At 66.4% G+C, this 5,458-nt stretch carries 4 protein-coding genes; 1 reads left to right on the top strand and 3 read right to left on the bottom strand.

What is annotated here, in order from left to right; genetic code table 11:
* Positions 1-2,613: PD-(D/E)XK nuclease family protein (locus ACFQEU_RS10855; RefSeq protein WP_379782013.1), on the bottom strand; the 2,613-nt coding region annotated here is incomplete at its 3' end.
* A 112-nt stretch (positions 2,614-2,725) separates the two neighbouring features.
* On the bottom strand, positions 2,726-3,967 hold the full coding sequence (locus tag ACFQEU_RS10850) for a HEAT repeat domain-containing protein (RefSeq protein WP_379782011.1): 1,242 nt from the start codon (positions 3,965-3,967) through the stop codon (positions 2,726-2,728).
* A gap of 112 nt (positions 3,968-4,079) precedes the next feature.
* On the opposite strand from ACFQEU_RS10850, the gene fba reads away from it, so the two are divergent.
* Positions 4,080-5,072 (top strand): class II fructose-bisphosphate aldolase, encoded by a 993-nt coding sequence (fba, locus tag ACFQEU_RS10845; RefSeq protein WP_379782009.1) that lies wholly within the window; start codon positions 4,080-4,082, stop codon positions 5,070-5,072.
* On the opposite strand, the gene ACFQEU_RS10840 is transcribed toward fba, so the two are convergent.
* A complete protein-coding gene (locus ACFQEU_RS10840; protein ID WP_379782007.1) occupies positions 5,033-5,191 on the bottom strand; it encodes a hypothetical protein in 159 nt (52 codons plus the stop codon). The genes fba and ACFQEU_RS10840 overlap by 40 nt on opposite strands.
* Between the last annotated feature and the right edge of the window lie 267 nt (positions 5,192-5,458).

Genomic DNA, 5,458 nt, shown 5'->3' with positions numbered 1-5,458 from the left:
GGCCGGGGCGTCCGGATCGCCGGGCGTAGGCTCCGGATCGTCAGCCACGGCATCCGCCCCGCGCAACCCGTCGAACAGCGCGTCGAGCCACGCGTCGTGGAACGCAGTGTCGGGCGCGCGGAGCGTCTCGAGTCGCTCGACCGCGACCGCGTACAGCCGTTCCTCCGCGGCCGCGAGCGTCTCCCCGGTGATTGTCTCGTGTCCGTCCGCGCGCCACTCGCGATAGAAGCGTTCCAGCACGTCGTGAACGTACGACCCGACGTCGAGTGCGTTCGGCTCCAGCGTGAGGGGGTCGTCCGGTTCGATCTCCAAGACGTGTTCGAGATAGTATCTAAACGCACAGTCGGCGAACGTCTCCAGACGGCTCGGGCTGTACGGCCGTCCACCGTCCCGCAGGTCCGCGACGACCGCCGGATCGACGTGCCCGTCGTATTTCCCGACCTCGTCGCTCGCCCGCGCGGCCGAGACCCGCACGCCGTTCGCGAGCCGCGACGGGGCGTTCGCTTCTGAAACGGCGATGTCGTACGTCTCGCCGTCCGTCGAGACGGTTTCCGGGGTGAGCGCCCCAGTATCGATGGCCCGAGCGAGCGAGCGGTGGACGTCGGTGACGGTCGCCGGCTCCGCCCGCTCGCCGCCGACGCTCGTCGCGTCCACGTCCGTGACGCGTTCGAGCTCAACGATCGGATCGGCGGGGACGTACGGGTCGCCGTCCGGGTCCCGTTCGGGGGCGGAGAACGTCACGGCCGCGTCGGACGCGACGAGCTGTGCGAACGCGTACCGGGTGGCTGCCACGGGGTCCGCCGCCTCGAAATCCGGGTGTGCGTCGTTGAGCGGCCGCGCGAACGCCAACCGTCGCGGGGGTGACGGGGTGTGCTCGGTAGTCGACCCCGGAACGAACACGTGTTCGACCGGGTTCGCCGCCGCCTCCCAGGGTGAACAGACACGGACGGCGTCCGACGTTCGGCCCGTCGAGACGCGAACCGTGACACCGTCGAGCGCTCGCCGTACCGACTCGACGTCCATGCCCCGGTCGTCGCTTCCACCGGCTACCTCCCGACGTTCTGCGAGCGCGGCGCACACCTCCGTCGCGTGCTCGATCGCTCGCCGCTCCCGGCTCCCGACGCCCCGCGAAAACCCGACCGCGTCCGTGAGACCCGTCCCGTCGGCGGTCGTCGGCACGCCGATGTCGTCGAACAGCCTCCGGCGGGCGGCGTCGACGTCGGTCGTGGTCACGAACCGTTCACACGCCGCGACGACCTCGCGGACGAGCGTTTCGGCGTTCCCGTCGAGGTGCGCCATGAGCGTCGCCGTCCGAGTCGATTCCGACCGCTCCGCGATCCGGATGACCTTCCGGGTCGTCGCCGTCCGCGAGGGGAACACGAGGGGGTTCGACAGGAGCCGGACCAGCGGGGCGAGCCGGTCGGGTTCGGAACCGAGATCGATCGTCGCCTCGAATAGCGTGCCGGTCGTCGTGGCGAAGAACGACCGATCGGAGCCGTGAGCCACTGGAACGTCCGCGTCGCGGAGTGCGTCCGCGAGACGGTCGCCGTACGTCGCCTCGTCGAAGGGAGCGATGGCGATCGCTTCCGGTTCGACGCCGTCGCCGATCAGCGACCGCACCGTTCGTGTGATCGCCCGCACCTCCCGCTGTACCGTCGCGTGCGTCTCGACCGAGACGCCGTCGCCGAGAGCGACCGGATCCCCGGAACCACCGTCCTGCCGGTACAGGGCCGCGGCCGCGGTCTCACGCGGCGAGACGGACCCCCGGTCGTCAGCACTCGGCGACGGGGTACAGCCGAGTCGGTCGTACCACTCGCAAAGGCCGCGGACGGCGTGGTCCACACCGGTTGCCGTGTCTCTCTCGGCCTTATCAGCCACGTCCGGGACCCCGTCCACGTCCCCATCGCCCACGCGCGCGAGGACGACGCCGATGTCGAACGCGTCGGCGAGCAGCGCGACGACGTCACGCTCTTGTGCGGAGAGCGTCCGGAACGCCCCGACGACCACTACGTCGGTCGCGGCGAGCTCGCGCCGCACGAGCGGTCGACCGGCGTCGAGTACGTGTCTGAACCGCTCGCTTCGGAAGGTTTTCGGCTCGTCGAAGCCGTCCGCCCGTGCGTCGTGGACGTGCGCGACGAACCGAGACAGCGTTCGACCGAGCTCGTCGAGTGCTTCCCGCGCGAGCCGGCGCTCTACCTCCGTCGCCGTAATCGCGCCGGCGAACTCCAGCAGGGTCAACAGCTCCTCCGCCTGATCGACGAGCCCGGCCGCGGGTTCCCCCTCGCTGTACAGCGGGTGATCCGGGTCGTCGATGCGTGTCAGCGCGTCCGACACGACCCATCGACGTTCGGCGTCCGTGACGTACGTCGACGGCCCCTCGTACGTGTCTGCCTCGTACAGCTCGTCGACCAGCGTCCGAAACCGCTCGAGTCGAAGCCGCACGCGGGAGCCGTGTCGTGCCCACTCGTCAGTGACGGTGGTGTCGCCGACCGCCGCCGGTTGGAGGTACAACGCGGACTGCGGGACGTCGGCGGCGCGTTCGGCGGCCCAGCGAACGGCGGCGGCCCGACCGCGAGCGGGCGTCTGGCGATCGAAGATCCGGCGCGTCGTCATTGGAGTACTCTCTCACGACGGCCATGAGTAACTTGTGCCGATCGGTGAGTCCCGTGCCAGGGTACCGTGAACGAGTCGTCGCGGACGGGGCGTCGAGATCGGCGTTTGCGGCCTACGGCTCGGCGATCTCGTCGAGCGCCCACGACGCCACCGTCCGAACGCGCTCGTTCGTGTCGTGCGCTACGCGCCGGCCGAGGGCGTCCGTTGCAGTCGTCGCTTCGATCCGTCCAAGCGCCCAACACGCGTTCTCACGTGCCGCCGCCTGCTCTTCTTCCAGTGCGTCGATCAGTGACTCGGTCGCCGGTTCGACGGTATCCGGGTCGTGGTCCGCGACGCGGGCGAGAACGGACGTCGCGTTGTATCTCGTCTGTTCGTTCTCGTCGTCAAGGAGCCCGATCACGGCCGGCACCGCGGGCAGCACCGCCTCCGGGTACTGTTCGGCTTGATCGGCGAGGAGCCCGGCGGCGTTCGTTCGCAGCTTGTCGTCGTCCACCGTAAGCAGCTCCCGTGCGACCGGAACCACTTCCGTCCCGACGTTCGGATACGCTTTCGAGACCCGGCCGAGCACGGACAGCGCACCGATGCGACCTCCACGAGAGGTGTTCGTCACGTACTCGACGAGGGTGGGAGTGATCGGGAGCAACGTCTCGGGGTGTGAGTCGGCGACGTGTTCCAGTACCAGCAGCGTCCGAACCTCGTCACCGGTGTCGTCTTTCAACAGCGGTTCGAGCCGCGGGACGAGCTCCGTGACCGCGGAGGTGTCCTCCTCCGCGACGCGCCGGATCACCGTGAGCGTCGTCCGCAGCAGGCGGTCGTCGGTCTCCGCCGTGAGCAGTTCCCCCAACGTGTCCACCGCGGGGATCACGAGCGCGGGGGTTGCCGACGCGAGCGCCTCGAATATCCCGACGATCTCCGCTTGAACCGCGAGATCGCTTGATGTGAGCCTGTCGACGAGCACGGGGATAGCCGGCTCACAGGCGTCTGGATACTGTTCGGCGATCCGCTTGAGCTGAGCGCCCGCGAGACGGCGTTCCGTCTCGCTACCCTCGTCGAGTCCTTGGATCGCCTCGGGGACGCCCTCCGGCCCCGGCTTCGCGAGACGGCCTAAGAACTCCGGCGTCGCGTACTCGGTGCCGTACCGATCGAGCACCGACCAGTCGGCGGTGTCGGCGTTTTGCGGGATCGACACCTCCGAGAGGACGAGCTGTGACCGGCTCCAGTGCAGCATCAGTGGCGTCACTGGACCCCTTGGCTCCCACTCGACGATCCGGTACCCTACCTCCGGCGTCCTGATATCCTCCCCCCGCACTTCGACGGTGTCGGGTGTGGACCGGGGATCCGCTTCGTCGCTCATGCGGGAGCTGTTCGGGTCACTGAACGAATATGTTCCGCCGCGGCTGGGTGGTTCGGTCCGCGTATAACTGAACAGCAACAGCGCTTATCTCCTTCCATGATACTTCGTACATATGACAATCAATGGTGGTGAGGCGTTGTCGACTGTGTACGACGAAGCGCTCGACTCCGGTTTCGGTTTGATCGCGAGCAACGTCGCGGAACCGAACGTGATGACCGGGCTGGTTCAGGGTGCCGCACAGGTCGACTCCGACCTCCTCTTACAGATGAGCAACGGAGCGTGTACGTTCGCCGGCAACGGCGACCCTATCGCCGGCTTACGCGTCATGGGCACGTACATCGAGCGGATCGCCGCACAGTACGACATCGGCGTGTTTCTCAACATGGATCACCAGACCGACCTCGATATCATCCAGCGACAGATCGAGCTGGGGATCCCCTCCTCGATCATGATCGACGCCTCCCACGAGGAGTTCGAACAGAACGTCGCCCGCAGCAAACAGGTCGTCGAGATGGTCGAGAGCGCCGACGCGGATATCCTCGTTGAGGCCGAACTCGGGAAGATCAAGGGTGTCGAGGACGAGATCGTGTCGGAACACGCGTTCTACACGGACCCTGAACAGGCGGTCGAGTTCGTCGACCGCACGGGCTGTGACCTCCTCGCGATCTCCGTCGGGACACAACACGGCGTTGCCAAGGGCAGAGACTTGGAACTCAAACCCGACCTGACCGAGGAGATCCGAACCGCACTGCGTGACCACGGTATCGATACGCCACTCGTGTTACACGGGTCCTCTGGCGTCCAATCCGACCAGCTACAGGAGATGCTCGAACACGGGATCTGTAAGGTGAACAAGGACACCCGCTACCAGTACGAGTACACTCGAACCGCCTTTGACCTGTATCGCGAGGAGCCGGGCGATATCGTCCCGCCAGAGGGGATCGACGACCACCGCGATACGTTCTTTAACGATGTCGAATGGGCACCGAACAAGGACCGATTCGACCCCCGTGTGAGCGGTCGGCAGATCCGGGATCGGATCGCGGACGTCTACGCCGAGCTCGCTCACGTGTCCGGAAGCGCCGGGCGCAGCACGTTCGCCTGAACCGACACGGTGATGGCTTCTTCGGTCTGAACGCGGAGGGTTCCGGTGTTTGGATGGAACGGCTTTCGGTTTCTCACCTCCGTCAGCAGGTCGAACTCCCACACCGTTTCGACGGTCACCGAACGGCGTCGGATTCGAGACGTTCTCAGTGTGATCGGTTTCAAGACAGGCAAACTACTGGTTGGGAGATAGCCGAAAACTGCTGGACTGCGTGGGGAAAAGGATGCTCCGGCTGGGATTCGAACCCAGGTCATTGCCGTGAGAGGGCGCGGTAAACCTATATAAAAGGTTTGGTCGTGTTGCAAAGCGGTCTAGAGTTTGCCTCTGGTGCTCTCAACTGAGAGTTCACAGCTCATTGCTGTTTTGGTCGATCGTTGGAGCAGTTC

The sequence above is a fragment of the Halorubrum tibetense genome, assembly GCF_042661865.1.
GTDB classification, from domain to species: Archaea; Halobacteriota; Halobacteria; order Halobacteriales; family Haloferacaceae; genus Halorubrum; species Halorubrum tibetense.
Note: the sequence above shows the minus strand (reverse complement) of the source record. Positions and strands in the feature narration are given on the sequence as shown.

What these genes read in the sequence shown, in the direction of transcription:
- ACFQEU_RS10850 (WP_379782011.1), bottom strand. Translation starts at nt 3,967, where the DNA reads ATGAGCGACGAAGCGGATCCCCGGTCCACACCCGACACCGTCGAAGTG.
- fba (WP_379782009.1), top strand. Translation starts at nt 4,080, where the DNA reads ATGACAATCAATGGTGGTGAGGCGTTGTCGACTGTGTACGACGAAGCG.